At 61.3% G+C, this 23,112-nt stretch carries 24 protein-coding genes and 1 other RNA gene; 13 read left to right on the top strand and 12 right to left on the bottom strand.

What is annotated here, in order from left to right:
- The first annotated feature begins 90 nt into the window (after positions 1 to 90).
- The 3 genes from Q7C33_RS05120 to Q7C33_RS05110 all read left to right on the top strand — a co-directional run bounded on the left by Q7C33_RS05120 (position 91) and on the right by Q7C33_RS05110 (position 1,856).
- On the top strand, positions 91 to 1,011 hold the full coding sequence (locus tag Q7C33_RS05120; protein WP_030138115.1) for an SPFH domain-containing protein: 921 nt from the start codon (positions 91 to 93) through the stop codon (positions 1,009 to 1,011).
- Between the two features lie 9 nt (positions 1,012 to 1,020).
- Positions 1,021 to 1,470: an NfeD family protein gene (locus Q7C33_RS05115; protein ID WP_264430527.1), complete on the top strand. Its 450-nt coding sequence runs from the start codon at positions 1,021 to 1,023 to the stop codon at positions 1,468 to 1,470.
- 65 nt (positions 1,471 to 1,535) lie between these two features.
- Positions 1,536 to 1,856, top strand: a complete 321-nt coding sequence (locus tag Q7C33_RS05110) for a DUF2388 domain-containing protein (RefSeq protein WP_172680574.1) — start codon at positions 1,536 to 1,538, stop codon at positions 1,854 to 1,856.
- 119 nt (positions 1,857 to 1,975) lie between these two features.
- On the opposite strand, the gene gcvH is transcribed toward Q7C33_RS05110, so the two are convergent.
- The 8 genes from gcvH to Q7C33_RS05070 all read right to left on the bottom strand — a co-directional run bounded on the left by gcvH (position 1,976) and on the right by Q7C33_RS05070 (position 11,108).
- The gene (gene gcvH / locus Q7C33_RS05105; protein ID WP_030138117.1) at positions 1,976 to 2,359 is read right to left on the bottom strand and encodes a glycine cleavage system protein GcvH; all 384 of its coding nucleotides are present in this window, start codon (positions 2,357 to 2,359) and stop codon (positions 1,976 to 1,978) included.
- Positions 2,360 to 2,411: 52 nt separating this feature from the next.
- Positions 2,412 to 3,494, bottom strand: a complete 1,083-nt coding sequence (gene gcvT / locus Q7C33_RS05100) for a glycine cleavage system aminomethyltransferase GcvT (protein ID WP_217860593.1) — start codon at positions 3,492 to 3,494, stop codon at positions 2,412 to 2,414.
- A gap of 187 nt (positions 3,495 to 3,681) precedes the next feature.
- The gene (locus Q7C33_RS05095) at positions 3,682 to 5,298 is read right to left on the bottom strand and encodes an ABC transporter permease (protein WP_407682935.1); all 1,617 of its coding nucleotides are present in this window, start codon (positions 5,296 to 5,298) and stop codon (positions 3,682 to 3,684) included.
- 238 nt (positions 5,299 to 5,536) lie between these two features.
- The gene (locus Q7C33_RS05090) at positions 5,537 to 6,541 is read right to left on the bottom strand and encodes an extracellular solute-binding protein (RefSeq protein ID WP_407682934.1); all 1,005 of its coding nucleotides are present in this window, start codon (positions 6,539 to 6,541) and stop codon (positions 5,537 to 5,539) included.
- Between the two features lie 187 nt (positions 6,542 to 6,728).
- Positions 6,729 to 7,946, bottom strand: a complete 1,218-nt coding sequence (locus Q7C33_RS05085; protein WP_407683037.1) for a 2-octaprenyl-3-methyl-6-methoxy-1,4-benzoquinol hydroxylase — start codon at positions 7,944 to 7,946, stop codon at positions 6,729 to 6,731.
- 61 nt (positions 7,947 to 8,007) lie between these two features.
- Entirely contained in the window at positions 8,008 to 9,195 is a 1,188-nt protein-coding gene (gene ubiH / locus Q7C33_RS05080) for a 2-octaprenyl-6-methoxyphenyl hydroxylase (RefSeq protein ID WP_407682933.1), read from the bottom strand.
- The gene (pepP, locus tag Q7C33_RS05075) at positions 9,192 to 10,526 is read right to left on the bottom strand and encodes a Xaa-Pro aminopeptidase (protein ID WP_407682932.1); all 1,335 of its coding nucleotides are present in this window, start codon (positions 10,524 to 10,526) and stop codon (positions 9,192 to 9,194) included. The genes ubiH and pepP overlap by 4 nt, the downstream gene beginning before the upstream one ends.
- Positions 10,527 to 10,553: 27 nt before the next feature.
- Positions 10,554 to 11,108 (bottom strand): YecA/YgfB family protein, encoded by a 555-nt coding sequence (locus tag Q7C33_RS05070; protein WP_030138124.1) that lies wholly within the window; start codon positions 11,106 to 11,108, stop codon positions 10,554 to 10,556.
- A gap of 129 nt (positions 11,109 to 11,237) precedes the next feature.
- On the opposite strand from Q7C33_RS05070, the gene Q7C33_RS05065 reads away from it, so the two are divergent.
- The 4 genes from Q7C33_RS05065 (at position 11,238) to Q7C33_RS05050 (ending at position 12,695) form a co-directional block, all read left to right on the top strand.
- Complete coding sequence (locus Q7C33_RS05065) at positions 11,238 to 11,447, top strand: TIGR02449 family protein (RefSeq protein WP_030138125.1); 210 nt, start codon at positions 11,238 to 11,240, stop codon at positions 11,445 to 11,447.
- Positions 11,444 to 11,761, top strand: a complete 318-nt coding sequence (locus Q7C33_RS05060; protein WP_030138126.1) for a cell division protein ZapA — start codon at positions 11,444 to 11,446, stop codon at positions 11,759 to 11,761. Before Q7C33_RS05065 ends, Q7C33_RS05060 begins: the two co-directional genes overlap by 4 nt.
- Positions 11,762 to 11,791: 30 nt before the next feature.
- A non-coding RNA gene (gene ssrS / locus Q7C33_RS05055) (6S RNA) lies at positions 11,792 to 11,971 on the top strand.
- 118 nt (positions 11,972 to 12,089) lie between these two features.
- On the top strand, positions 12,090 to 12,695 hold the full coding sequence (locus Q7C33_RS05050) for a 5-formyltetrahydrofolate cyclo-ligase (protein WP_198797510.1): 606 nt from the start codon (positions 12,090 to 12,092) through the stop codon (positions 12,693 to 12,695).
- A gap of 35 nt (positions 12,696 to 12,730) precedes the next feature.
- Here the strand turns inward: Q7C33_RS05050 and Q7C33_RS05045 are convergent, their stop codons facing one another.
- The gene (locus Q7C33_RS05045; RefSeq protein WP_085987032.1) at positions 12,731 to 12,877 is read right to left on the bottom strand and encodes a hypothetical protein; all 147 of its coding nucleotides are present in this window, start codon (positions 12,875 to 12,877) and stop codon (positions 12,731 to 12,733) included.
- A 195-nt stretch (positions 12,878 to 13,072) separates the two neighbouring features.
- Here Q7C33_RS05045 and Q7C33_RS05040 point away from each other — a divergent pair, with 195 nt between their 5' ends.
- The 4 genes from Q7C33_RS05040 to Q7C33_RS05025 all read left to right on the top strand — a co-directional run bounded on the left by Q7C33_RS05040 (position 13,073) and on the right by Q7C33_RS05025 (position 18,407).
- On the top strand, positions 13,073 to 13,522 hold the full coding sequence (locus tag Q7C33_RS05040) for an EVE domain-containing protein (protein ID WP_030138128.1): 450 nt from the start codon (positions 13,073 to 13,075) through the stop codon (positions 13,520 to 13,522).
- A gap of 81 nt (positions 13,523 to 13,603) precedes the next feature.
- A complete protein-coding gene (locus tag Q7C33_RS05035; protein WP_030138129.1) occupies positions 13,604 to 14,569 on the top strand; it encodes an HlyD family secretion protein in 966 nt (321 codons plus the stop codon).
- Positions 14,566 to 17,289 carry a ribosome-associated ATPase/putative transporter RbbA gene (gene rbbA, locus Q7C33_RS05030; RefSeq protein WP_030138130.1) on the top strand — a complete coding sequence of 908 codons (2,724 nt, stop codon included), beginning with the start codon at positions 14,566 to 14,568 and terminating at the stop codon, positions 17,287 to 17,289. The genes Q7C33_RS05035 and rbbA overlap by 4 nt, the downstream gene beginning before the upstream one ends.
- Positions 17,289 to 18,407: an ABC transporter permease gene (locus tag Q7C33_RS05025; RefSeq protein WP_030138131.1), complete on the top strand. Its 1,119-nt coding sequence runs from the start codon at positions 17,289 to 17,291 to the stop codon at positions 18,405 to 18,407. Before rbbA ends, Q7C33_RS05025 begins: the two co-directional genes overlap by 1 nt.
- 67 nt (positions 18,408 to 18,474) lie before the next feature.
- Here the strand turns inward: Q7C33_RS05025 and Q7C33_RS05020 are convergent, their stop codons facing one another.
- Positions 18,475 to 18,891, bottom strand: coding sequence for a flagellar basal body-associated protein FliL (locus Q7C33_RS05020; protein ID WP_030138132.1), 417 nt, complete (start codon positions 18,889 to 18,891; stop codon positions 18,475 to 18,477).
- A gap of 150 nt (positions 18,892 to 19,041) precedes the next feature.
- Here Q7C33_RS05020 and Q7C33_RS05015 point away from each other — a divergent pair, with 150 nt between their 5' ends.
- Complete coding sequence (locus Q7C33_RS05015) at positions 19,042 to 20,019, top strand: NADPH:quinone oxidoreductase family protein (protein ID WP_198797513.1); 978 nt, start codon at positions 19,042 to 19,044, stop codon at positions 20,017 to 20,019.
- Positions 20,020 to 20,150: 131 nt separating this feature from the next.
- Here the strand turns inward: Q7C33_RS05015 and Q7C33_RS05010 are convergent, their stop codons facing one another.
- The gene (locus Q7C33_RS05010; RefSeq protein WP_198797514.1) at positions 20,151 to 20,756 is read right to left on the bottom strand and encodes an energy transducer TonB; all 606 of its coding nucleotides are present in this window, start codon (positions 20,754 to 20,756) and stop codon (positions 20,151 to 20,153) included.
- Between the two features lie 309 nt (positions 20,757 to 21,065).
- Here Q7C33_RS05010 and glpT point away from each other — a divergent pair, with 309 nt between their 5' ends.
- On the top strand, positions 21,066 to 22,415 hold the full coding sequence (glpT, locus tag Q7C33_RS05005; RefSeq protein WP_030138135.1) for a glycerol-3-phosphate transporter: 1,350 nt from the start codon (positions 21,066 to 21,068) through the stop codon (positions 22,413 to 22,415).
- Here the strand turns inward: glpT and Q7C33_RS05000 are convergent.
- Positions 22,391 to 23,059 carry a gamma-glutamylcyclotransferase gene (locus Q7C33_RS05000; protein ID WP_217862117.1) on the bottom strand — a complete coding sequence of 223 codons (669 nt, stop codon included), beginning with the start codon at positions 23,057 to 23,059 and terminating at the stop codon, positions 22,391 to 22,393. The two genes, glpT and Q7C33_RS05000, sit on opposite strands and share 25 nt — an antisense overlap.
- Positions 23,060 to 23,112 lie beyond the last annotated feature (53 nt).

Genomic DNA, 23,112 nt, shown 5'->3' with positions numbered 1-23,112 from the left:
ACAAACCGGAACGGACCGTAGCGAAGATAATGGCCGCGTGCCCTACACTCAGGGTTCGCAGGTCCATTTCAATTCGCACAGGGAACCGTCATGCAGATCGGTAGCGTACTTTTACTGTTCATCGGCCTCGTGGTCGCCATCCTGTTCATGGGGTTCAAGGTCGTGCCCCAGGGCTACCAGTGGACCGTCGAGCGCTTTGGCCGTTACACCAATACGCTCAAGCCCGGCCTGAACATCATCATTCCGGTAATGGATCGCATTGGGCGCAAGATCAACGTCATGGAAAGCGTGCTGGATATTCCTCCCCAGGAAGTGATTACCGCCGACAACGCCACGGTACAGATCGACGCCGTGTGTTTCTTCCAGGTCGTCAACACAGCCCAGGCCGCCTACGAGGTCAACAACCTCGAACACGCCATCCGCAACCTGTTGCAGACCAACATCCGCACGGTGCTGGGGTCCATGGAACTGGATGCCATGCTCAGCCAGCGCGACGGCATCAATGAAAAACTATTGCGCACCGTGGATGAGGCCACGGCGCCGTGGGGCATCAAGATCACCCGGATCGAGATCAAGGACATCAGCCCGCCAGCCGACCTGATGGCCGCCATGTCCGGGCAGATGAAAGCCGAACGGATCAAGCGTGCCCAGATCCTCGAAGCGGAAGGCCTGCGAGCGTCGGCCATTCTTACCGCCGAAGGCAAGAAACAGGCGCAGATCCTCGAGGCCGAAGGCAGTCGGCAGGCCGCGTTCCTGGAGTCGGAAGCCCGCGAACGCCAGGCGCAAGCCGAAGCCTTGGCTACCCAGGTGGTGTCCCAGGCGATCGCCGCCGGTAACGTCCAGGCCGTGAACTACTTCGTTGCGCAAAAATACATCGATGCCCTCGGCCGTCTTGCCTCGGCCAACAACAGCAAGGTGATCCTGATGCCGCTGGAAGCGAGCCAGGTCATTGGCGCCGTCGGCGGTATCGGTGAGATCGTCAAGGCCACCTTCGACAGCAAGAAAGCCTGAGGCGCGCGTATGTGGGGTTTCCTGCAACAGATGTCGTATTGGGACTGGCTGGCGCTTGGCGTCATCTTGCTGATCCTGGAGGTATTCGGCGCCGGCGGATATCTGCTCTGGATCGGCATGGCCGCCGCTGCGGTCGGTGTGCTGACCTTTATCCTGCCGCAAATGGCTTGGGAGATGCAGTTCCTGCTGTTCGGCCTGTTCGCCATCGCAACAGCCCTGTATTGGTGGCGACGCCAGCGCAGCGCGGTGCGCCAGAGCGATCAGCCACACCTGAACCTGCGCGGTCAGGAGCTGATCGGCAAGGTCTTCCAGGTCCACGAGGCAATCGTCGATGGACGGGGCAAGATCAAGGTGGCCGATGGCGTGTGGTTGGCGAAGGGACCCGATTTGCCTGTTGGTGCCCGAGTCAGGGTGGTGGCGCAGGAGGGAACGGTGTTGACGGTTGAACGGGCGGAGTGACGTGTCATGGAACTGAATCGAGCCCTCGACAATCCAACGTCATAGTTAACCCAGTGGAGTCACCTATCATGCGTCTCAAACTTGCTGTCGCGACCCTAGCCTTGCTTTCTCTTCCTGTGGGCTCGGCAATGGCCGACACGTTTTGGCGTAACGTCATCTCGTCCGGTGCGACCACCGGTTCCACCTACCTGACCTTCAAGGATCACAAGCTGATCGTCGCCGCCCAGGACGACGCCGGCAGCTTTGTCGCCAGTGACGGCAGCATCCGTGGCCCTTACCTGGAAGCCGCGATGCAGAAAGTCCGTGCCGACAACCCAGGCCTGCAGGCCACCGACATGGAACTGGCCAACGCGATCCTGGCGAAGAACGCCGTCGCCCAGGATTGATTCCCGGCCCATAAAAAATGCCGCTCGATTGAGCGGCATTTTTTTGCCCGAAAATATTATCAGGCTGCCCGCAGTACCCAGTGCGGGAGCGGGCTTGCTCGCTCCCGCATTAGATCCGGTTATTCGCCGATTGCAGCTTTGTAGCCGGCAGCGTCGAGCAGCTTGTCCAGCTCGGCCTTGTCGCTTGGCTTGAGCTTGAAGATCCATGCCCCGTACGGGTCGGAGTTCAGCAGCTCTGGCGAACCGCTCAACTCTTCGTTGATTGCAATCACTTCACCCGAAACTGGGGAATAGATATCGGAAGCGGCCTTGACCGACTCCACCACACCGGCTTGATCGCCCGCAGCAAAAACCTTACCGACCTCAGTCAGCTCGACAAACACCACATCGCCCAAGGCTTCCTGCGCGTGATCGCTGATGCCCACGGTGACAGTACCGTCGGCTTCCAGGCGCGCCCACTCATGGCTTTCGGCGAAACGCAGTTCGGCAGGGATATCACTCATATTCTGTGTCCTCAAGAGAAGTGTCAGCGGCCGGCGGCCCGCCGTAAAAAGGTTAGATCAGGGTTTTGCCATGGCGGACGAAGGTCGGCTTGACCACCCGTACCGGGTACCACTTGCCACGAATTTCCACCTCGGCACGGTCGGCGGTGGCCATTGGGACACGAGCCAAGGCAATTGACTTGCTAAGCGTAGGAGAAAAACTACCACTGGTGATCTCCCCTTCGCCAACATCTGCGATTCGAACCACTTGATGGGCGCGCAAGACTCCCCGTTCTTCAAGCACCAACCCCACTAATTTGTGCTGCACGCCCGCAGCGAGTTCGGCTTCCAGCGCTTCGCGGCCGATGAATTGGCGACTGGCCGGCTCCCAGGCGATGCTCCAGGCCATGTTCGAAGCCAAGGGCGAAACATCCTGGTGGATGTCCTGGCCATAGAGGTTCATGCCAGCTTCCAGGCGCAGGGTGTCGCGGGCGCCGAGGCCAATGGGTGAAATACCGGCGCCCACCAGGTCGTTGAAAAAGCTTGGGGCTTCATGGGCCGGAAGAACGATTTCCAGACCGTCTTCTCCGGTATAGCCGGTACGAGCGATGAACCAGTCACCGTCGGCGCGACCTTCGAAAGGCTTGAGTTGCTGAAGCAATTGGCCGCGAGATTGCGTGACCAGTTCAGCGATCTTGTGCCGGGCGTGAGGCCCCTGGATCGCCAGCATCGCCAGTTCGGGACGCTCATGCAATTGCACGTCGTAATCGCCGAGCTGCGCCTGCATCCAAGCCAGGTCCTGATCGCGGGTCGAAGCGTTGAACACCAACCGATAGCCGTCCTCGACCCGGTAGATGATCATGTCGTCGACAATGCCGCCATGCTCATTGAGCATGGCGCTGTACAGCGCACGGCCCGCGTCCTGCAAGCGATCGACATCGTTGGCCAGCAAGCGCTGCAACCAGACTTTGGCCTGGGGACCGGCAACGTCGATCACGGTCATGTGGGATACATCGAACACACCGCAATCGCGACGCACCTGATGGTGCTCTTCGACTTGCGAGCCGTAGTGCAAAGGCATATCCCAACCGCCAAAATCGACCATCTTCGCGCCGAGGGCGAGATGAAGGTCATACAGAGGCGTACGCTGTCCCATGGGTTTCTCCTTCCGGGCTTGGCGAAGGTGCGGACGGGCACTGCACAGCACGAGCATCTGAAAAGAAGAGTTTTCTGACGCTCCCAGCTACCCGGTCCGACAGACGGACCGCACCGAATGCCGCGCATTGTATCCGCATGATGTAGGACTGGCACCTAGGAGGACGCTCAATAATTGAGATCGCCTGCTAGGGGTTTCGATGGGCCGAACGTCGTATCAATCCGATGACCGGTAACAGCCCCACCAGCACCAGCGTCAACGCCGGCAACGCTGCCCTGGCCCATTCTCCCTCACTGGTCATTTCAAAGATCCGCACCGCCAGGGTGTCCCAACCGAACGGGCGCATCAGCAAGGTCGCGGGCATTTCCTTGAGCACATCGACGAATACCAGCAGCGCCGCACTCAGGGTGCCCGGCAACAGCAACGGCAGATACACCTTGAAAAACAATCGTGGTCCACTGACGCCGAGGCTTCGGGCGGCCTCGGGCAAGGACGGACGAATGCGCGCCAGGCTGCTTTCCAATGGACCGTAGGCCACCGCCAGGAAACGCACCAGGTACGCCAACAACAGCGCTGAAAGGCTGCCCAGCAGCAAGGGTTTGCCCGCACCGCCGAACAGGCTCGACAGCGGAATGACCCACTCACGGTCCAGATAGCTGAACGCAAGCATGATCGAGACCGCCAGCACCGAGCCCGGCAACGCATAGCCCAAGTTCGCCAGACCGACACCGGCGCGGATGGCGCGGGTCGGCGCCAGTCGTCGGGCAAAGGCCAGCAGCAAGGCGACGCATACGGTAACCAGCGCAGCCAAGCCGCCCAGATAAAGGGTATGGACGATCAGCCCGGCATAACGCTCGTCCAGGTCAAAACGACCGCGCTGCCAGAACCACACCACCAGTTGCAGCACCGGAATGACAAAAGCGCAGGCAAACACCAGGAAACACCAACCGCTGGCGGCCAGCGCCTTGAGCCCTTGCAGGGGGTAAAGCGCCTTGACCCGAGGTCGCTCGTTGCCGGCTCGCTGGGCACCCCGGGCTCGGCGCTCACCGTAGAGCACCACCATCACCGCCAACAGCAGGAGACCTGCCAGCTGGGCCGCACTGGAGAGGCTGAAAAAGCCGTACCAGGTCTTGTAGATCGCCGTGGTGAACGTGTCGAAATTGAACACCGACACCGCGCCGAAGTCCGCCAGGGTCTCCATCAAGGCCAGCGCTACGCCCGCGCCGATTGCCGGCCGCGCCATCGGCAACGCCACACGCCAGAACGCTTGCCATGGCGACTGCCCCAGCGCCCGGGCCGCTTCCATCAGTCCTTTGCCCTGGGCCAGGAAAGCACTTCGGGCGAGCAGATAGACATAGGGGTAGAACACCAGGACCAGAACCAGGATCACCCCGCCAGTGGAACGCACCCGGGGCAGGCGCAGGCCGCTGCCGAACCATTCACGCAGCAGCGTCTGTACGGGGCCGGCAAAATCCAGCAGGCCAACGAATACGAATGCCAGGACATAGGCAGGAATCGCGAACGGCAGCATCAACGCCCAGTCGAGCCAGCGTCGGCCGGGAAACTCGCAAAGACTGGTGAGCCAGGCCAGGCTGACGCCCAACAGCGTCACGCCGATGCCCACGCCAAGGATCAGCGTCAAGGTATTACCCAACAGGCGCGGCATCTGGGTTTCCCACAGATGGGACCAGATCTGCTGATCGATGCTTTGCCAGGACAGCAGCAGCACACTCAAGGGCAGCAGGACCAACGCAGTGACGGCGAAGACCAGGGGATACCAGCGGCGTTGGGCGGGGTGGGCCAAGGAAAACTCTCGTTAAATGGTCACGTGGCAAGGGAGCTTGCTCCCGCTGGGCTTCGTAGGAGCTGGCGAAGGCTCGGGCCGCGTTCGGACGATCTTTTGATCTATTGATCTTTCGCTTGAAACTCAAGGGGCTGGGGAAAAAATCGCAGCCTCGTTCCACTCGACAGCTCCTACCAACTCCGACCAGTCCCTGCCAGCTCCTACAGGCCCGGTGGGAGCAAGCTCCCTCCCACAGGTGTTAATTCCAACCAGCACGATCCATCATGCGGATGGCTTCGGCCTGGCGCTTACCCGCGACTTCCACCGGCAACGTATCGGCCTTGAACTTGCCCCAGGCGGCAACTTCCTTGGAAGGCTCCACTTTCGGGTTCGCCGGGAATTCCTGGTTCACGTCGGCAAAGATGTTTTGCGCTTCAGGCGTGGTCATCCATTCCACCAGCTTCTTCGCGGCCTCCGGGTGCGGCGCATGCTTGGTCAAGCCAATGCCCGAAAGGTTGATGTGCACGCCCCGATCGGCCTGGTTCGGCCAGAACAGCTTGACCTTCAAGTCCGGCTTCTGCTGGTGCAGGCGGCCATAGTAGTAGGTGTTGACGATACCGACATCACACTGGCCGGCATTGATCGCTTCAAGCAGCGCAGTGTCGTCGGAGAACACGTCGGTAGACAGGTTCTTGACCCAACCCTTGAGGATTTCCTCGGTTTTTTCCGCCCCGTGGGTTTCGATCAGGGTCGCAGTCAGGGACTGGTTGTAGACCTTCTTCGACGTCCGCAGGCACAAGCGGCCTTCCCACTCTTTGCCAGCCAAGGCTTCATAGGTGGTCAACTCGCCCGGTTTGACCCGGTCAGTGGAATAGACGATGGTCCGCGCCCGCAGGCTCAAGCCGGTCCAGGCGTGGGAGGACGCACGATATTGAGGCGGGATGTTGGCGTCGATGACCGGCGAGGTGAAGGGCTGGAGGATCCCCATCTGCTCGGCTTGCCAAAGGTTGCCGGCGTCCACGGTGAGCAGCAGGTCGGCGGTGGCGTTTTCGCCTTCGGCCTTGATCCGCTGCATCAGTGGCGCTTCCTTGTCGGTGATGAACTTCACCGCCACACCGGTCTTTTTGGTGTACGCGTCGAAAACCGGTTTGATCAACTCATCGATGCGCGAGGAATAGACCACCACCTCATCGGCGGCTTGAGCGGCGGTAGTGCCGATCAGGGCCAAGGCGAGGACGGACAGCAGGCGTTTGGTTGCCGACATGGGAGCGGTCTCTGGTTTGTGAACGAGCGCAAATGATAAGGACTCACATTTGGCAGCTCAATCGAACTGTTGCCGGACACATTTCCAAATGTTGCATAGCGGGGATTGTTCCGCCCTTTTCGCGAGCAGGCTCGCTCCCACATTGACCTGTTTCAACCTGACCCACCTGACCCTATGGGGAGGGGTCTCAAGCCTTGGCCAACTCCGGCAAATCCCCGATCAACCCCAGCGCCTCGCGCACGAACAATGCCTTGGCCTCAGGCATCTGATCCACCAGTTTCAATCCAGTATTGCGCAGCCAGCGAACCGGCAGCGGATCCGCCTGGAACAACCGCTCGAAGCCCTCCATCGCCGCCATCAGCGCCAGGTTGTGAGGCATGCGCCTGCGCTCGTAGCGACTCAAGACTTTGACGTCCGCCAAGCGCTCGCCATGTCCGGCCGCTTGCAACAGCACTTCGGCCAGCACGGCGGCGTCGAGGAAGCCGAGGTTCACCCCCTGCCCGGCCAACGGATGGATCGTATGGGCCGCGTCGCCAATCAGTGCGAGCCCTTCGGCCACGTAGCGCTTGGCGTGGCGTTGGCGCAGCGGCACGCACAGGCGCGGGTCGACGGCGAGAACCGTGCCGAGCTGACCTTCGAAAGCACGTTCCAGTTCGTCGCGGAACGCTGCGTCATCGAGCGCCATCAAGCGCTGCGCCTCGCCGGGGGTCGTGGACCAGACGATGGAACACCAATCCTGCTGGCCGTCGCGCGCAAGCGGCAGGAAAGCCAGCGGGCCGTTGTCGGTAAAACGTTGCCAGGCCGTCAATCGATGGGGCTTTGCGGTGCGCACGCTGGTCACGATGGCGTGGTGCAGATAATCCCATTCGCGCGTAGCGACACCGGTCAAGCGGCGCACGGCAGAATTCGCGCCGTCGGCGGCAATCACCAGCGGTGCCCGCAAGGTTCGGCCGTCAGCGAGGGTCAACAGCCAGTCATCACCGGAGCGGCGCATCTGCTCCAGGCGCGCACTGGCCAGCAAGCCCAGGTCGCAGTCATGCAACCTGTCCAGCAAGGCATCCTGAACGACGCGGTTCTCGACGATATGCCCCAGCACTTCGGCATGCAGGCTGGCGGCAGAAAAATGAATCTGCCCGGTGCCGCTGCCATCCCAGACGTGCATGTCGGTATACAGGCTGGCGCGCCGTCCGGTGATGCCGTCCCAGACGCCAAGGCGTTCGAGAATCCGCTGGCTGGCCGCCGACAAGGCGCTGACCCTCGGTTCGAACGCCGCCTGTGGATCAAAGGGCTTGACGCTCATCGGGCTGCCGTCGAGCAACAGCACTTGCAGGCCACTGCCCTGCAACGCCAGCGCCAGGGCGCTGCCGACCATACCGGCGCCGACAATCAGCAGATCTGCACGCAATTCCATGCTTTAAGCCTGTGTAGCTGGCGACATGAGCCGCCCGTGAAAAAAATACCCCGGCTCACGCATCGGGACGGGTTCCCAGGCCCATGGCCTGGCGAGCGAACCAGCGTTTGGCCGGCGGCAACAGATCAAGGCCCAACAGGCCCAGATTGCGACCCACGGACACCAACGGCATATCGCTGGCGAACAAGCGTGTCACCTGGTCCGAGAATCCCACGGTCAGGGCCTGGTCCATCCGCTGGCGCTCACGATAGGCCTGCAGCACGGCGAAATCGCCAGGCGTGCTGTCGCTTTCCAGCAAGGCATCGGCCAGGGCTTGCGCATCGCGCAGGGACAAGTTGAACCCCTGTCCGGCGATCGGATGCAGGCTATGGGCGGCATTGCCCAGGATCACCAAGTGCGGACGGACCTGTTCTTCAGCCTCCACCAGCGCCAAGGGGTAAAGATGCCGCGCGCCGACCTGCTTGAGCGCGCCCAACCGATAGCCAAACACCTCCTGCAGTTCACTGAGGAAGCTGCGCTCGTCCAATGCCGCCAGGCGTTGCGCATCCATCCCCTGCCGGGTCCAGACCAACGCACAGCGATTCTCCGGGAGCGGCAACAGGGCCATCGGACCGTCATCGGTAAACCGTTCGAACGCCATGCCGTTATGGGCTTCGCCCGGCGTGATGTTGGCGATCAACGCGCTCTGGTCATAAGGTCGGTTGCGCACACCGACCCCCAACTGCTCCCGCAGGCCGGAACGACCGCCGTCGGCAAGCACCGCCAGGTCGCACTCGAGGACGGTTTCGTCGTCGAGGGTCAGGCGATAACCCTCGACTTGCGGCTCCATCCGAGTGACCTGCGCCGGACAGCGCCAACTGACGACCTCCGGATCCAAGCCCTGCCACAGGCACTGGCCGAGCCAAGCGTTTTCCACGACATAGCCGAGGGCCGGCACGCCCTCTTCCATCGCGGACAGCCGCGCCGTGGAAAACCGCCCGCGATCGGACACGTGGATCTGCTTGATCGGCTCGGCGCGGCGGGAAATCTCCTGCCACAGGCCCAAGCGTTGATAGATCTGCCGGGCGCCGAATGAAAGCGCCGAGGACCGCGCGTCATAGCTCGGCTGCCAGGTGTCGCCAGGTGCAAAGGGCTCGATCAGCATGATCTTCCAGCCCCGCGCCTTTGCACCGGCCTGCAATGCCAGCGCAAGGCTCGCGCCGACCAGGCCGCCGCCGACGATTGCCACATTGACCCGGCTCATGCCGCCTGGGTCCGTGCAGCGGCCATCAGGGCCTCGATATCGGCGACCGTCCTGGGCAAGCCACGGGTCAGGATTTCACAACCGGTCTTGGTCACTACCACGTCATCCTCGATGCGCACGCCAATGCCGCGCCATTTTTTCGCTACGTTGCGGTTGTCCGGCGAGATATAAATTCCCGGCTCCACCGTCAACGTCATGCCTGCTTCCAATACTCGCCATTCGCCACCGACGCGGTATTCGCCCACATCATGCACATCCATGCCCAGCCAATGGCCGGCGCGATGCATGTAGAACGCCCGGTAGGCTTCGCTGGCAATCAGCTCATCCACGTCGCCCTCAAGCAAGCCCAGGCGCACCAACCCTTCGGTGATGACCCGGACCGTCGCTTCATGGGCCTGGTTCCAGTGTTTATCCGGCGCGATTTCAACGAACGCCGCTTCCTGGGCGGCCAGCACCACTTCATAGATCGCCTTCTGCTCGGGCGAAAACTTGCCGCTGACCGGCCAGGTACGGGTGATGTCGCTGGCGTAGCAATCGATCTCACAACCGGCATCGATCAACACCAGGTCGCCGTCCTTGAGCAGCGCGTCGTTCTGCTGGTAGTGCAGGATGCAGCTGTTGCGCCCCGCCGCGACGATGGAGCCGTAGGCCGGCATTTTTGCGCCGCCCTTGCGGAATTCGTAATCGAGCTCGGCTTCCAGGCTGAACTCATACAGCCCGGGCCGAGCCGCCTGCATCGCCCGTATATGCGCCTGGGTCGAAATCCGGGCCGCTTCGCGCATCACTTTCACTTCCGCTGCCGATTTATACAGGCGCATGTCGTGAAGCAGATGATCCAGGGCAACGAATTCGTTCGGCGGCTGGGCGCCGAGGTTGGCCTTGGAACGGATCACATTGATCCACTCCATCAGGTGCCGGTCGAATTCAGGGTTGCTGCCCATGGCCGAGTACACCCGGTCGCGACCTTCGATCAGGCCCGGCAGGATGTCGTCGATATCGGTGATGGGAAATGCGTCGTCGGCGCCGTAGTCTCGAATTGCGCCCTCCTGGCCGGCGCGCAGTCCATCCCATAGCTCACGCTCGGCGTTGCGTTCGCGGCAGAAGAGGACGTACTCGCCATGGCCCCGGCCGGGCATCAGCACAATGACCGCCTGCGGCTCGGGAAAGCCGCTGAGGTACTGGAAATCGCTGTCCTGGCGATAGACATGCTCGACGTCGCGGTTGCGGATAGCAACGGCGGCGGCGGGCAGGATTGCGATGCTGTTGGGTTCCATCTGCGCCATCAAGGCCTTGCGGCGACGACTGTATTCCGATTTCGGGATATGAATCATGGGCAGACGGTGTTCCCTTTCAAGCGATCAGTGCAAGGATGGCTTGGCAGCCGGCTCAGCGGTTTTCTTGGTCTCGGTAAACAGTAGCAGTGGCGCGACCCGAAGATATTCCATCACTTCCATATAGTCGCTTTCGCCGTCGTCGGATTCTTCCAGGGCATCCTGGACCTGAGAGATGGCCGCCAGATCTTGCAGCACTTCCTTGGCTTCATCGCTCAGGGTGTATTCGCGGCGGGTCAGGCCGAAACCGGCGAGGAAGCCCTGGCACCACTGGCCCAGCGCGGCGGCGCGTTCGCTCAACGGCGCATCGTCGGTCGGCAGGAGCAGGACGACGGTCATGTCATCGCTGGTCAACTCACCCTTGACCATTTCCTGCAGGCCGATGAGCGCGTTGCGCACGTTGTCGGCAGGCTCGCCTTCGAGCATCTCGGCGGCGTCGGCCAGCCAGCCATCGGCGTCGAAACCGGCGCCGGCACAGCTGCGACCGAGCAGCAAGCCATGCAGTTCGGCAGGCGAGACAGGATGACCGCTGGTGCTCAGCAGGGTGGCGAATGCTTGATACGGGGAATTCTGAATGGGCATGGGCAGCTAGGCGCCAGACGGCGCTATGTCTAGAATGGAGGCCTTGTATCCTACATCGACAGACTCGCCAAGACCATTAAAGGCTGTGCGACCCTTATTCCCCATCAGACACAATCCTCAGTGGACACAATGGAAGATACCGACCTGCAAGCGCTGATGGCCAGACTCGAGCTGCTAATTGAACGGGTCGAGCAACTTAAGAGCCAAAACGGACTCTTATTAGCTCAGGAAAAAACCTGGCGCGAGGAACGCGCGCACCTCATTGAAAAAAACGAAATCGCCCGGCGTAAGGTCGAATCGATGATTTCGCGCCTCAAGGCCCTGGAGCAAGACTCATGAGTTCAAGCAATAGCGTCACCGTGCAGATCCTCGATAAAGAATATTCGATCATCTGCCCCCAGGAAGAGCGCAGCAACCTGGTGAGCGCCGCCCGTTACCTGGACGGCAAGATGCGCGAGATCCGCAGCAGCGGTAAAGTCATCGGCGCCGACCGCATCGCCGTGATGGCCGCCTTGAACATCACCCACGACCTGCTACACCGCCAGGATACGCCCGACCTACAGGTCAGCGGCTCGACCCGCGAACAGGTGCGCGACCTGCTGGAACGGGTGGATTTGGTACTGGCCACTGATCCGGACGTCAGCAAGGGCTGATTCGCGAGGCTGCCTGGGGTATACTTGCGACACTCCCTGGGGTGCTTGCCAGTTGGTGATGTCCCTGAGCCGATACGCACAACCACGGGGGTTGCACGTTGGGGCCGGTGTGCATGTCCGCTTGACGGAAAGCCTTAACGCCTCCTGCAACTTCCACCTTGAACTTTCGGGTTCAAGGGCTAAGCCGACAGCGGTTCATCCGGGGAGCCTGATTCTCGACACAATGCCAGTCATCATGACTGGCATTGTCGTTTCTGGCTTTCGCCATTTCTGGCCCGATCGTTTGCGGTTACGCTGTGGTGATGACACCGCCTCGTGAAGCCTCGATATGACAGAACCTGCGCTGCTGCCTCGCCCGCAACTCCGACGCCTGCTGCGCCAGGCCCGTCGTGCCCTGACGCCGGCCCAGCAGCGGGAAGCGGCCCGCGGGCTCTACAGGCAACTGGCCCAGCATCCACTGTTTCGCCGCGCGAAGCACATTGCGCTTTACCTGCCCAACGACGGCGAGATCGACCCGCGCCTGCTGCTGCGCGCGGCCCAGCGTCGAGGCAAGTCGACCTACTTGCCGGTACTGAGCCCCTGGCCGCAGACCAAGATGGTGTTCCAGCGCATTCACGCCGGCGAAAAAATGCAGCCCAACCGCTTTCGTATCCCGGAACCGCGCCAGAACATCGCCCGGCAGCGCAAGGTCTGGGCCCTGGACCTGGTGTTGTTGCCGTTGGTGGGATTCGATGACGCCGGAGGTCGACTGGGCATGGGCGGCGGCTTTTATGACCGCAGCCTGGCGTACCTGGCACGACGTAGACAGTGGCGCAAGCCGACGCTGTTGGGGCTGGCCCATGAATGCCAGAAAGTCGAACGATTGGCACAGGCAAGCTGGGACGTGCCGCTGCAAGGAACGGTCAGCGACAAGCGATGGTATATCGCGGGATAGACGCCGCGGTGATCAGCGGCGCCTGGAAAGCGGGCTCAGCGCTTGAGCGATTGTGCGGGCTGGGTGATTTCCACCGGCGCATCGGTCTTGTTGGCCCAAAGGCTTTGGGCGTAACCCGTGGTCACGACACCCAGGCCAAACAGAATGACCAGTATCCACAACAAATCCGGTTTGCGTTTCATCGATTGCCCCCCTCAAGGCATATCACACACGATGACAGCAGCGGTTTTCTTATTGGCCGTGCAGCAGCGTCAAGCTTGGAAGGCCGGCATTTTGCGGCAACCCGGACCCACACGCAAACTCTGGCGTCAACCGACTGTCGGTTTGTCATAAAATCGCTGAACTATTTTTTTCCACATCGCCCAGGAGTAGAAATCATGGCCCATTGGCTGATGAAATCCGAGCCCGACGAATTGTCCATCCAGGGCTTGGAAAAGCTCGGCCAAGCGCGCTGGGACGGCGTTCGCAACTATCAGGCGCGCAATTTCCTGCGGGCCATGGCGGTGGGCGATACGTTCTTTTTCTACCATTCCAGCTGTCCCGAGCCAGGCATCGCCGGGATCGGCAAAATCATCCAGGCTGCCTACCCAGACCCTACTGCCCTGGAGCCTGACAGCCACTATTTCGACCCCAAGGCCAGCCCGGAAAAAAATCCTTGGACTGCGATCGATGTCGCCCATATCGAGACATTCCCACGCGTACTCAAGCTCGACTACCTAAAACAGCAGGCCGCCCTTGCCGAGATGCCGCTGGTACAGAAAGGCTCGCGGCTGTCGGTGATGCCGGTGACAGCCGAACAGTGGGCGGCGGTGCTTGCGCTGCGCTGACTAGCGATGAGTTGATGGACATCAAGCTGAGCCGGTTATTGATGCTGCAGACTTCGACGCTACAGCAGCAGGATGCCGGACATGTCGACGAACCATCGTACCTCTCGCTTTTTTGCCCTCGCCTTGATGGCTGTGTTGCTGGCTGCCGGCGGTTTCGGCTACTGGAAGTCGCGCCATGATCGCCTGCCGGACGGTTTGAGCCTGGGCAACGGTCGCCTCGAGGCCACCGAAGTCCAGATCGCCAGCAAGACGCCCGGGCGCCTGGCCGAAGTCCATGTCGATGAGGGCGACAGCGTCATCAAGGGCCAAGTGCTGGCACGCATGGACACCCGGACCCTGGAGGCCCAGCGCAACCAGGCCGAGGCCGAAGTCTTACGTGCCCGGCAAAATCTGGCCGCCACCCAGGCCAATGTACAGTTTCGCCAGAGCGAACAATTGCTCGCCCATCAGGAACTCAAGCGAACCCAGGAACTGTTCAAGCGCGGTTACGCCAGCGGCCAGGTCATCGATCAGCAGCAAGCCCGCGTCGACACCGCCAATGCAGCGGTCAACGCCGCCCGGGCCCAGGAATCGGCCGCCAATGCGGCCATCGGCGCGACCCTGGCCCAAGTGGCCCAGCTCACCAGCGAAATAGATGACAGCACGTTGCGGGCACCGCTCGACGGCGTGATCCAGTTGCGCCTGGCCGAGCCCGGTGAAGTGCTGGGCGCCGGCGGTCGAGTGTTGTTGATGATCGACCCGAACGATCAATACATGAACCTCTACCTGCCGGCGTCGGTGGTCGGGAAACTGGCAGTGGGCGATGAGGCACGACTGCTGCTGGACGCCCTGCCCGAGCGACCGCTGCCGGCGAAGGTCAGTTTCGTCGCGGCCAAGTCCCAGTTCACCCCGAAAGAAGTCGAAACCCGCGATGAACGCCAGAAACTGGTATTCCGCGTCAAAGTGCGCCTGACCCGTCCCGGCGAAGTGCCCCAGGCCAAACCCGGCATGCCCGGCGCCGGCTATGTGCGAACCGCCCCCATTGATTGGCCGGCCAACTTGCAATGAGCATCGCCCCCAGCGAAGCATTGCACGCCTCGGGCATTGAGCATCGCTACGGCCAGCACGCGGCGTTGAGCGATATCACCTTTAGCCTGCCCGCCGGCACTCGCTGCGGCCTGATCGGCCCGGACGGCGCAGGCAAGTCAAGCCTGCTGGGGTTGATCGCCGGGGTAAAAAAACTTCAGCACGGCAAACTGGACGTGCTGGGTGCATCGATCAATGATCGACGCCATCGCAATACGCTCTATCGACGCATTGCCTTCATGCCTCAAGGGCTGGGAGGCAACCTTTACCCTGATCTGTCGATACGCGAGAACATTCGGTTTTTCGGCACGCTGTTCGGGTTATCGCGGACCGAATGCGACCAACGCATGAATACCTTGCTACTGGCCACCGACCTGCAACTTTTTGCCGACCGTCCGGCGGGCAAACTGTCCGGCGGCATGAAACAGAAGCTCGGCCTGTGTTGCGCGCTGATCCATGAACCGGACCTGCTGATTCTCGACGAACCCACCACCGGCGTGGACCCGCTGTCCCGGCGGCGCTTCTGGGAACTGATAGAAGGCGTGCGCCGACAACGGCCGCAACTGACCCTGCTGGTCGCCACGGCGTACATGGAAGAGGCCGAACAATTCGAACATTGCCTGATGCTCGACAACGGTCGCTTGATCGCCAAGGGCTTGAGCGCAGAGCTGGCAAAGATCACCCCGGATGGCAAGCTCGACTCGGCTTTCACCCACTTCCAGGGCAACCGTGGTCGCGACAACGAACCGTTGCTGATCCCTGCGAGGAACGCCAACACCACCGACATTGCCATCCAAGCCCACGACCTCACCTTGCGCTTCGGCGATTTTACTGCCGTCGATAACGTCAGCTTCGCGATTGGCCGCGGTGAAATCTTTGGGTTCCTGGGCTCCAACGGTTGCGGCAAGACCACCACCATGAAAGTGCTGACCGGGCTGATCCCCGCCAGCGAAGGCAGTGCCAAGCTGCTGGGCAACCCGGTCGACGCCAAGGACCTGGCCACCCGCAAGCGAGTGGGTTTCATGTCCCAGAGCTTTTCGCTGTACGGCGAACTGAGCGTGCGCCAGAACCTGACGCTGCACGCGAAGCTGTTCGACCTGCCCACGGCGGACAGTCGCCAGCGCATCGATGAGTTGATCCAGCGCTTCAATCTCCGGGCGCTGGCGGACCAACCTTCCGGCGCGCTGCCACTGGGCCTTCGCCAGCGTTTGTCCCTGGCGGTGGCGGTGTTGCATCGCCCGGAAGTCCTGATCCTCGATGAGCCGACCTCAGGTGTCGATCCGGCGGCGCGGGATGATTTCTGGCGGCTACTGGTCGAGCTGTCTCGCGAGCAGGGCGTGACGATTTTCCTTTCCACGCACTTCATGAACGAGGCCCAGCGCTGTGACCGCATTTCATTGATGCACGCCGGCAAAGTATTGGCCTGTGATACGCCGACGGCTTTACAGGCGCAATTCAACGGCCCGACGCTGGAAGCCGCGTTTGTCACTTGCCTGGAAAGAGCCCAGGGCGAGACGCAGCAGGACCCCGCCCCAGTGGCCCTCGACAGCGCCGACACACCCCGGGACCAGCGCGGCTTGAGCCTAGGTCGCCTATGGGCTGTCGCCAGCCGTGAAGGTAAGGAGCTGCTGCGCGACAAAGTACGGATGGCCTTCGCCCTGCTGGGGGCCCTGTTCATGATGGTGGTCTTCGGCTTCGGTATTTCCCTCGATGTAGAAAAACTGGCCTTCGCTGTGTATGACCAAGACCAGAGCCCGCAAAGTCGCACGTACCTGGAAGCGTTCCGCAGCTCACGCTACTTCGAGGAGCAGCCAATCATCCGTGACGCAAAGGAGCTGCACCGACGCTTGCAGCGCTCCGAGATCAAGCTCGCCCTGGAAATACCACCCGGTTTCGGCCGTGACCTTTACGCTGGCCGTCAGCCAACCGTGGGCGCCTGGCTGGATGGCGGCATACCGTTTCGGGCCGAGACCAGTCGCAACTATGTCCAGGCCGTCCACGCGGCTAACCTTGAGCAATTGGCTGAATCGAGCAGTCGCGCGCTGGCCCGGCAACCCGGCGCGACGCTGGAGACGCGCTTTCGTTATAACCAGGACGTGGTCAGCGTCAACGCTATCGGCCCCGGGGTCATGGCGCTGATCCTGGCATTCATTCCTGCCATGTTGACTGCGCTGGGTATCGTGCGGGAGAAGGAACTGGGTTCGATCACCAATTTCTATGCCACGCCGCTGACCCGACTGGAATTCCTGCTAGGTAAACAGGTTCCCTACCTGGTCGTCAGCCTGATTAACCTGGCCCTGCTGACTGCCATGAACCGCTGGCTGTTCGGCGTGCCATTCAAGGGCAGCGGCGTGACGCTGGCGTTGGGCGGCCTGCTCTATGTACTGGCGACCACCAGCATGGGGCTGCTGATCTCGGCATTCACACGCACCCAGATCGCGGCGATCCTCGGCACCATGATTATCACCAGCCTGCCGACCATTCAGTTTTCCGGACTGATCGTGCCGCGCTCGTCCCTGGAAGGTGCAGCCTCGGTGATGGGCCAGTTGTTTCCCGCCGGGTACTTCCTGGATATCGCCGTCGGTACCTTCACCAAGGCCCTGGACCTGCGCCAGCTCTGGCCACAATGCCTGGCGTTATGCGGTTTTTTCCTCGGTTTCACCGGACTCAGCCTGATCATGCTGAAAAAGCAGGAGGCCTGATGCACACGCTTTCACATATCTGGCGTCTCGGGCTAAAGGAACTGACCAGCCTGCGCTATGACTCCGTCCTGCTGCTGTTCCTGGGCTACGCCTTCACGGTGGCGATCTACATGCCGGCCGCCGGTTCAGTGGTCGGCGTCCACCATGCCAGTGTCGCCATAGTGGACGAAGACCAGAGCCAACTCTCGCGTGAACTGGCCCAGGTCCTGCAGCCTCCGGAATTCCAGAGCCCGGTGGCCTTGCCCTATGCCGACCTGGACAAGGTCATGGACAGTGGCCGCTTCACCTTCGTCATCAACGTGCCCGCCAACTTCCAGGCCGACCTGCTCGCAGGACGCGAACCAACCCTGCAACTCAACGTCGACGCCACGGCCATGAGCCAGGCGTTCATGGGTGCCGGCTACATCGGGCGGATTTTCCAGCAGGAATTGGCGGCCTACGCCGGTCAGGCAGAAACGAGCGAGCGAACGCCCGTGAGGCTGACCACCCGCTCGCTGTTCAATACCAACCTTGAAGGTGGCTGGTTCCTGGCGGTGATCCAGATCGTCAACAACATCACCATCCTGGCCATCATTCTCACCGGGACCGCGCTGCTACGCGAACGTGAGCATGGCACTCTCGACCATTTGCTGGTGCTGCCGCTGACGGCATTGGAAATCATGCTGGCGAAAATCTGGAGCAACCTGCTGGTGGTGGTGCTGTGCACCTGGGCATCGCTGGAAATCATCGTCAAATTCGCACTGGGAGTACCGCTTGCTGGCTCCATGGTGCTCTTCCTGCTGGTGACCGCACTCTATCTGTTCGCCAGCACATCGCTGGGCATCTTCCTCGCCACCCTGGCCCGTTCGACGCCGCAATTCGGCTTGCTGGCGATCCCGGTCATCATCCCAATGCTGCTGTTGTCAGGCGGCAGTACGCCGCTGGACAGCATGCCGCAGTGGTTGCAATGGGTGATGCAGGGCTCGCCGTCGACGCATTTCGTCAGCCTCAGCGCGGCGATCCTGTTCCGAGATGCCGGCCCTGGCGTGATTTGGCCGGACCTGCTGGCGCTGGCGATCATCGGGCTTTTGTTCTTTGCAATCGCCCTGGCCCGGTTTCGGAAAAGCCTGGCGTCTTGACGAAAAAAAGCAGCCTTGGCCAGCGCCAGGAGATCCGGGCACGGCCCAAGGCTGCGATCGAGGCGGCTTATTGAATGATCAGGTTATTGAACAACAGATCCTCGACCATCGGCTTGCCGGTCTCGTCATTCATCACTTGCTGGGTTTGCTTCAACGCTTCCTGACGCAGCTTCTCCTTGGCCTCAAGGTTGTTCATCGTCTCGGTCGTCTGCTGGGCGAACAGCGCCACCAACTGGTTGCGAATCAACGGCTCGTTAGCCTTCACCGCTGCAGCGGCGGCGTCACCGGTTACGCGCAGGGCGACGTCGGCCTTGTAGACCTTCAGTTTGGCTGTACCGTCCAGCCCATAATTCCCCACGAAGGGAGGGCTCAGGGTGATGTAACTGACTTTCGGCGCCTCGCCTTCCTTGGCTTCCTTGCCCTCTTCGGCCATCACTGCCGCTGGCAGCGACAGGGCCAGCATCAACATGATCCACGCTTTCACATTCGACTCCTCATCCGGTTTGCGGCCCAGCATACCGACCCGCCGTCCAAGCACAAGCTTATGGCCAGCTATCAGGGCGGGACATGCTCGTTGACCCATTGACTCTCACACCTACACTTATCGGCCATCACTCCCAAAGGAATAGCCCTGATGAAAGCCGTGCTGTGCAAAGAATTCGGTCCCGCCGAATCGCTGGTGCTGGAAGACGTCGCCAGCCCCGTCGTGAAAAAGAACGAAGTGCTGCTGGATGTGCACGCCGCCGGGGTGAATTTTCCTGACACGCTGATCATCGAGGGCAAATACCAGTTCAAGCCGCCCTTCCCGTTTTCCCCGGGTGGCGAAGCGGCGGGCGTGGTCCGTGAAGTAGGCGAAAAGGTCAGCCACCTGAAAACAGGTGACCGGGTCATGGCACTGACCGGCTGGGGCAGCTTCGCCGAACAGGTGGCGGTTGTGGCCTACAACGTATTGCCGATTCCTTCGTCCATGGATTTCAACACGGCTGCCGCTTTCAGCATGACCTATGGCACGTCGATGCACGCCCTCAAGCAGCGGGCCAACCTCCAGCCCGGTGAAACCTTGTTGGTGCTTGGCGCTTCCGGCGGCGTCGGTCTGGCGGCAGTGGAAATCGGCAAAGCCATGGGCGCTCGCGTGATCGCCGCCGCCAGCAGCGCGGAAAAACTTGCCGTGGCCAAGACCGCCGGCGCCGACGAGCTGATCAACTACACCGAAACCAGCCTCAAGGACGAAATCAAGCGCCTCACCGACGGCCGGGGCGCCGACGTGATCTACGACCCGGTGGGCGGCGACCTGTTCGACCAGGCCGTGCGCGCTATCGCCTGGAACGGCCGTCTGCTGGTGGTCGGTTTCGCCAGCGGCCGCATCCCCGAACTGCCAGTAAACCTGGCCTTGCTAAAGGGCGCCTCGGTGGTCGGCGTGTTCTGGGGATCCTTCGCCCAGCGCCAGCCCCAGGACAACGCGGCCAACTTCCAGCAACTGTTCGGCTGGTTCGCCGAAGGCAAGCTCAAGCCGCTGGTGTCCCAGGTTTATCCGCTGGACAACGCGGCGCAGGCGATCAACGACCTGGGGCAGCGCAAGGCTGTGGGCAAGGTAGTTGTGCAAGTTCGCTGAACCCGTACCGATTAAAAAAGGCCAGAGCCATTGATAGAGGGTTCTGGCCTTTTTCTTTCCAATGACCGCGCCGTAATTCCTGCCAACCACAAATTCAAACCGATTTGGCGGTAGATATTTACCGCCCATTTCTAAAGCAACTCCCGAATCTCCTTCGGCAACATCCTCATATACCGCGTCGCGGGAAACCTTCCGCAGCGCTGTACGATCGAGGGCAGCAGCCGGTTGAACCGGGCGATCAGCGCCAGGCGCTCGGCTTCCGGTAGCTGCCTGACGAAGAAGACATTGGACAGGTAGCTGCGCGTGTAATGGAACGGGAGCAGGTCCCGCACCTGCAATCGGTCGCTGGCATAGGCGTTGATGTCCGAGCATCGCCAGGTCTTGATCCATTTATTGGCATCGATCGGCGTGTCATCCAGGCGAAACTCGAACGGCGCCACGACGCGTACTTGGGCGGAATGTTCGTCATCCGCCGTCCAAGGCTGGAAACGCCATTCAACCAGCGCCCCTCGAACCGCTTCGGTAAACTCCGGATGGTCGCTGTGCAGGATCGTGATCTCATCCACACGACCATCGGTGTGTACGGTGAAACTGGCCTTGACCGCGCCCATGATCCCGGCCCGGTTCAGAGCTGTCGGATACTCCGGCTTGGGATTGTTCTCCGGCACCAGCACCCTTTCCCCCGCCCAACTCGCGCCAGCCAGACACAGCCACAACGTCACAGCGCACCACCTCATACCCGACCCCTTGTTTGAATGCCTGAACCGACAAACGTAAAGGGTAAGGGCGGTGTCTCGTGGATTGAATGGCGACGCTTCCCATTCGATTGAAGGACGTTTCCCAGTTTCTTGTCATGTAAAGCTGCCGGGAGATGCCCACTGCGACGATTCCTACAGCGCCGTCAGTTTATGCGCACGCGACATGTTCACTTAAGAACATGGCCTATCGAAATTTCCGCTTTTTATGCGACAACGAGCGATGCTATTTTCGGTAACGAAACTGTAACATTCGCATCCGCCACCACAATAAAAACCTGGAGCTCTTGAATGTTTGCTTTCTTTCGACCTGCCGCACATCAGGCCGCCCTGCCTGAAGAAAAAATAGACAGCACCTACCGACGTCTGCGCTGGCAGATCTTCGCCGGGATTTTCATCGGCTATGCCGGTTATTACCTGCTGCGCAAGAACTTCTCCCTGGCGATGCCGTATCTCATCGACGAGGGCTACACCCGTGGCCAGCTTGGCTTGGCCATGTCGGCCATCGCCATCGCCTATGGCTTGTCGAAGTTCTTGATGGGCCTGGTGTCCGACCGCTCCAACCCGCGCTACTTCCTGCCGTTCGGCTTGCTGGTATCAGCCGGGGTGATGTTCATTTTCGGTTTCGCACCCTGGGCGACCTCCAGCGTGACGATCATGTTCATCCTGCTGTTCATCAACGGCTGGGCCCAAGGCATGGGCTGGCCGCCAAGCGGGCGGACCATGGTGCACTGGTGGTCGCAGAAGGAACGCGGTGGCGTGGTTTCGGTTTGGAACGTGGCGCACAACGTGGGCGGCGGCCTGATCGGCCCGCTGTTCCTGCTGGGCATGGCCTGGTTCAACGACTGGCACGCGGCTTTCTATGTACCCGCTACTGTAGCGCTCGCCGTTGCGGTGTTTGCCTTCGCAACCATGCGCGATACCCCACAATCGGTGGGCCTGCCACCGATCGAGAAATACAAGAACGACTACCCGGAAGGTTACGACGCCAGTCACGAGAACGAATTCAGCGCCAAGGAAATTTTCGTCAAGTACGTGCTGCGCAACAAGATGCTCTGGTACATCGCCATGGCCAACGTCTTCGTCTATCTGCTGCGCTACGGCGTGCTGGACTGGGCGCCGACCTACCTCAAGGAAGCCAAGGGCTTCACCGTGGACAAAAGCTCCTGGGCCTACTTCTTCTATGAGTGGGCCGGCATCCCGGGCACGCTGTTGTGTGGCTGGATGTCCGACAAGATCTTCCGCGGCAACCGTGGCTTGACCGGCATGGTGTTCATGGCCCTGGTGACCGTGGCAACCCTGGTGTACTGGCTGAACCCGGCCGGCAACCCGACCGTCGACATGATCGCCCTGGTTTCCATCGGCTTCCTGATCTACGGCCCGGTGATGCTGATCGGTTTGCAGGCATTGGAACTGGCGCCGAAAAAAGCCGCGGGTACCGCTGCGGGCTTCACCGGCCTGTTCGGGTATTTGGGTGGTTCAGTCGCGGCCAGTGCGGCCATGGGCTACACCGTGGACCACTTTGGTTGGAACGGCGGCTTTGTGCTGCTGATCGGCGCCTGCCTGCTGGCGATGGCGTTCCTCGCGCCAACCCTGTGGCACAAGCAGATCGCCAGTCAGAGCCGCGAAGCGGTCGCCTGATCCAGCGCTGATCGGCAGCGCTTGAGCCGCGCCTCCAGGTTCCGGTCTGGCATGGCGTGGCTGCGCAGGGCGTGGATGGTCTGCTCGACATAATCGCGAGTCGTGCCATAACGCCCGCAAGCGCTTTCAAACACCTGGCTCAGCACATGGTCCGGCAGGTTGCCGGCATAGCTGGGCAGGTGTCGCTCCAGCACGAAGCCCAAGGCTTGTACCCGATTGCCATCCTCGAGACGGCACGTCAGCCAGTGCGGACGATAGGACGGGACCGGCATCTCGCGCTGCCACAACGCGAACAGCGAATCCTCGAGGTTCTCCTCCGGCAACCGGTAGGCGAATCCGCTGCAGGACCCGCCGCGATCCAACCCAAACACCAACCCTGGCAATTCCGGGGTGCCCCGGTGTTCGTGGGACCATAGATACAAGCCGCGATGATAACCATGGACCCGGCCACGCATCCGCTCCACCGCCGTGCATTCCGGACGCCAGATCAACGAACCGTAGGCGAACAGCCAGACCGGGCCGCCCTGGTGAAGGCTCATGGTCGATCGCATCGAGGCGAGCAATTGTTCACGGGTCAATTGGGCACCCAGCTCGAGCCGGGGCGGGTACAGGGCGCAGGTTATGGCGGATTCGATAGCGGTCATGGCCGGTAGCGGATGGCTCCTCGCGGAAAATAGAGCGTCATGGCGTTGACGTT

It is taken from the genome of Pseudomonas sp. BP11-1-1 (assembly GCF_052112105.1).
GTDB lineage: Bacteria > Pseudomonadota > Gammaproteobacteria > Pseudomonadales > Pseudomonadaceae > Aquipseudomonas > Aquipseudomonas alvandae.
This window is presented reverse-complemented; position numbering and strand designations above follow the sequence as displayed.

What these genes read in the sequence shown, in the direction of transcription:
- Q7C33_RS05120 (WP_030138115.1), top strand. Translation starts at nt 91, where the DNA reads ATGCAGATCGGTAGCGTACTTTTACTGTTCATCGGCCTCGTGGTCGCC.
- Q7C33_RS05115 (WP_264430527.1), top strand. Translation starts at nt 1,021, where the DNA reads ATGTGGGGTTTCCTGCAACAGATGTCGTATTGGGACTGGCTGGCGCTT.
- gcvH (WP_030138117.1), bottom strand. Translation starts at nt 2,359, where the DNA reads ATGAGTGATATCCCTGCCGAACTGCGTTTCGCCGAAAGCCATGAGTGG.
- gcvT (WP_217860593.1), bottom strand. Translation starts at nt 3,494, where the DNA reads ATGGGACAGCGTACGCCTCTGTATGACCTTCATCTCGCCCTCGGCGCG.
- Q7C33_RS05090 (WP_407682934.1), bottom strand. Translation starts at nt 6,541, where the DNA reads ATGTCGGCAACCAAACGCCTGCTGTCCGTCCTCGCCTTGGCCCTGATC.
- ubiH (WP_407682933.1), bottom strand. Translation starts at nt 9,195, where the DNA reads ATGAGCCGGGTCAATGTGGCAATCGTCGGCGGCGGCCTGGTCGGCGCG.
- pepP (WP_407682932.1), bottom strand. Translation starts at nt 10,526, where the DNA reads ATGATTCATATCCCGAAATCGGAATACAGTCGTCGCCGCAAGGCCTTG.
- Q7C33_RS05070 (WP_030138124.1), bottom strand. Translation starts at nt 11,108, where the DNA reads ATGCCCATTCAGAATTCCCCGTATCAAGCATTCGCCACCCTGCTGAGC.
- Q7C33_RS05065 (WP_030138125.1), top strand. Translation starts at nt 11,238, where the DNA reads ATGGAAGATACCGACCTGCAAGCGCTGATGGCCAGACTCGAGCTGCTA.
- Q7C33_RS05060 (WP_030138126.1), top strand. Translation starts at nt 11,444, where the DNA reads ATGAGTTCAAGCAATAGCGTCACCGTGCAGATCCTCGATAAAGAATAT.
- Q7C33_RS05050 (WP_198797510.1), top strand. Translation starts at nt 12,090, where the DNA reads ATGACAGAACCTGCGCTGCTGCCTCGCCCGCAACTCCGACGCCTGCTG.
- Q7C33_RS05045 (WP_085987032.1), bottom strand. Translation starts at nt 12,877, where the DNA reads ATGAAACGCAAACCGGATTTGTTGTGGATACTGGTCATTCTGTTTGGC.
- Q7C33_RS05040 (WP_030138128.1), top strand. Translation starts at nt 13,073, where the DNA reads ATGGCCCATTGGCTGATGAAATCCGAGCCCGACGAATTGTCCATCCAG.
- Q7C33_RS05035 (WP_030138129.1), top strand. Translation starts at nt 13,604, where the DNA reads ATGTCGACGAACCATCGTACCTCTCGCTTTTTTGCCCTCGCCTTGATG.
- rbbA (WP_030138130.1), top strand. Translation starts at nt 14,566, where the DNA reads ATGAGCATCGCCCCCAGCGAAGCATTGCACGCCTCGGGCATTGAGCAT.
- Q7C33_RS05025 (WP_030138131.1), top strand. Translation starts at nt 17,289, where the DNA reads ATGCACACGCTTTCACATATCTGGCGTCTCGGGCTAAAGGAACTGACC.
- Q7C33_RS05015 (WP_198797513.1), top strand. Translation starts at nt 19,042, where the DNA reads ATGAAAGCCGTGCTGTGCAAAGAATTCGGTCCCGCCGAATCGCTGGTG.
- Q7C33_RS05010 (WP_198797514.1), bottom strand. Translation starts at nt 20,756, where the DNA reads ATGAGGTGGTGCGCTGTGACGTTGTGGCTGTGTCTGGCTGGCGCGAGT.
- glpT (WP_030138135.1), top strand. Translation starts at nt 21,066, where the DNA reads ATGTTTGCTTTCTTTCGACCTGCCGCACATCAGGCCGCCCTGCCTGAA.
- Q7C33_RS05000 (WP_217862117.1), bottom strand. Translation starts at nt 23,059, where the DNA reads ATGACCGCTATCGAATCCGCCATAACCTGCGCCCTGTACCCGCCCCGG.